This is a genomic window from Secundilactobacillus malefermentans DSM 5705 = KCTC 3548, from assembly GCF_001436395.1.
Lineage (GTDB): Bacteria > Bacillota > Bacilli > Lactobacillales > Lactobacillaceae > Secundilactobacillus > Secundilactobacillus malefermentans.
In genome coordinates this window covers 1-2,241 of sequence record NZ_AZGJ01000093.1, presented here as the reverse complement: position 1 = coordinate 2,241, position 2,241 = coordinate 1, and the positions used below count along the sequence as shown (strand labels likewise).

Annotated in this window: 2 protein-coding genes; both read left to right on the top strand. The window is 44.4% G+C overall.

All coding sequences use genetic code 11. The features are described 5' to 3' along the window. Positions 1-93 precede the first annotated feature (93 nt). Positions 94-1,572, top strand: coding sequence for an anthranilate synthase component I family protein (locus FD44_RS09765; protein WP_010619305.1), 1,479 nt, complete (start codon positions 94-96; stop codon positions 1,570-1,572). Next, positions 1,553-2,155: an anthranilate synthase component II gene (locus FD44_RS09760; protein ID WP_010619306.1), complete on the top strand. Its 603-nt coding sequence runs from the start codon at positions 1,553-1,555 to the stop codon at positions 2,153-2,155. The genes FD44_RS09765 and FD44_RS09760 overlap by 20 nt, the downstream gene beginning before the upstream one ends. Positions 2,156-2,241: the final 86 nt, after the last annotated feature.

The window sequence follows — 2,241 nt, the reverse complement described above, 5'->3', positions numbered from 1 at the left end:
CGAATTAAGGTGGCACCGCGGAATAATCCGTCCTTAACAAGTTGATTGTTATGGGCGGATTTTTTTGTGTTCAATTTTAAGGAGGAGTGCCATATGAAATACGAACAACTAATCGAAATTGGAAAGAAGTTTGCTGCGGTACCAGTCACCTATTCGTTTGAAATGGAACAATTTGATCCAATTAAACAGGTGCAGATTTTAAGGGGAACGGGCGATCCGGCCGTTCTGCTGGCGGGGACACCTAAAAATGATGAACCGGGATATGATTTTATTGCGACCCGAATTGAACGGAAAATCACTTATCGCGATGGAATTTTAACGGAAGTAAGCCATGGTCGTCAAACCGCCAAGAAGGTTTCCTTACAGCCTGTACTAGAGAAATTGCTGGCCAGTTTGAAAACACCTAAAATTTCGGAATTACCCTTGTTCACTGGCGGCTTGATTGGCTATTTCAGCTACGATTACGTCAAATATGCGAATCCGAAACTCCACTTACGAGCAAGAGATCAGGATCAGTTGGCTGACGTTGATCTTTTCATGGTGGATCAGGTGGTTGCGTATAATCATGCAACGAAGCAGGTAACGATTTCCCAAATTGAGCCGATGAAGACGCTGACGAAAGCGCGATACGAAACCGTTATTCAGTCTCTGCAAGGACTGGCACAAACGATTATAAAAGGCGGGGACGTGGAGCAGCCACACTTTCATTTGGACAGTCACTTTAAATTACAGTTCAGTGAATCAGAATTTACGGAAAAAGTCGCTGAAACCAAGAAGCATATCGTTGCGGGTGATGTGTTCCAACTAATTTTGTCAAATCCGCAGCGGGCCACGATGTCTGGCAGTTTGCTGGGGGCGAGTCGGCGGCTATTTGAAGAAAGCCCCGCTCCCTATCAATTCTATTTTCGGGATGGTGATTTTGAGACGTTGGGTGCGTCACCGGAAACCCTGATTACCCGTCAACACGGGAAGCTATATTCGTATCCATTGGCTGGCACACGGCGAAGGGGCAAGACTGAGGCTGAGGATGACCAATTTGCAACTGAGCTAACGACCAGTGAAAAGGAACTTTCCGAGCACAACATGCTTATCGATTTAGGTCGAAATGACTTAGGCCGAATTAGCAAATTTGGCACGGTAAAGGTTACCCGTACGCGGGCACTACTTAAATTCGCAAATGTGATGCATTTGGGATCAAAAATTGAGAGCGTTGCGGATGCGACTGCCAGTGCCATTGACGTGATTAACGCGGTGATGCCGGCGGGAACTTTGTCGGGGGCACCAAAATTAAGTGCTATTCAAATTATTGACGATTTGGAAAAGCAAAAAAGAGGCATCTACGGTGGTTGTTTAGGGTATATGGATTTTAATGGTGACTTAGATTTATGTATTGGGATTCGTTTGGCCTACCGAAAAGGTGACCAGGTCGTGATTCATTCTGGTGCAGGAATTGTTGCCGACAGTATTCCGAAGTACGAATATCAGGAATTTAACAATAAGGCGAGTGCAGTCAAAGCAGCGTTAGTTGAAGCGAGTGAGGAGGGGATGCAAAATGCTATATCTGGTCGATAATTACGATAGTTTCACCTATAATCTGTATCAATTGCTCGGAACGATTACCCAAACTGAAATTAAGGTGATCAAAAATGATGAGTTAACCGCAGCTGAACTGGTCGCAGCCAATCCTGACGGCGTTCTCTTTTCGCCAGGTCCCGGTCGCCCAGAAAACGCGGGTAACATGCAAGCACAAATCACTCAATTGATAGGCAAAGTTCCCATCTTGGGCGTTTGTTTAGGGCATCAAGCCATTGCCAACGTTTACGGCGGCCGAATTATTAATGCACCAAAGTTGATGCATGGCAAACCAGACCAGATTGTCCAAACCAGTTCTTCTCGCCTCTTCGAAAATTGCCCAGCTAAGTTTGAAGGTGCCAGATATCATTCTCTGATTGTGGACGCAACGGTCGTACCAGAAGAATTAACGGTAACGGCAACCACGATGGATGGCGAAATAATGGCACTTGAAGATACTCAAAATGCCGTTTTTGGACTGCAATTTCATCCAGAATCAATCATGACGGATCCGAGTGTTGGGAGACAGTTACTTGAGAACTTTTGCGGAATATGTGCTGATTCGAAATTAAAAGTAAATTAAAGCATTGACAATTTTATCATTAATATTTAATATTGCTTCAACAAATAAATAGTTCGCTCAAATAAACCAATGAAGTGGAGATCAAG

Excerpts from the sequence above, each read along its gene's own strand:
- FD44_RS09765 (WP_010619305.1), top strand. The coding sequence starts at position 94 with ATGAAATACGAACAACTAATCGAAATTGGAAAGAAGTTTGCTGCGGTA.
- FD44_RS09760 (WP_010619306.1), top strand. The coding sequence starts at position 1,553 with ATGCTATATCTGGTCGATAATTACGATAGTTTCACCTATAATCTGTAT.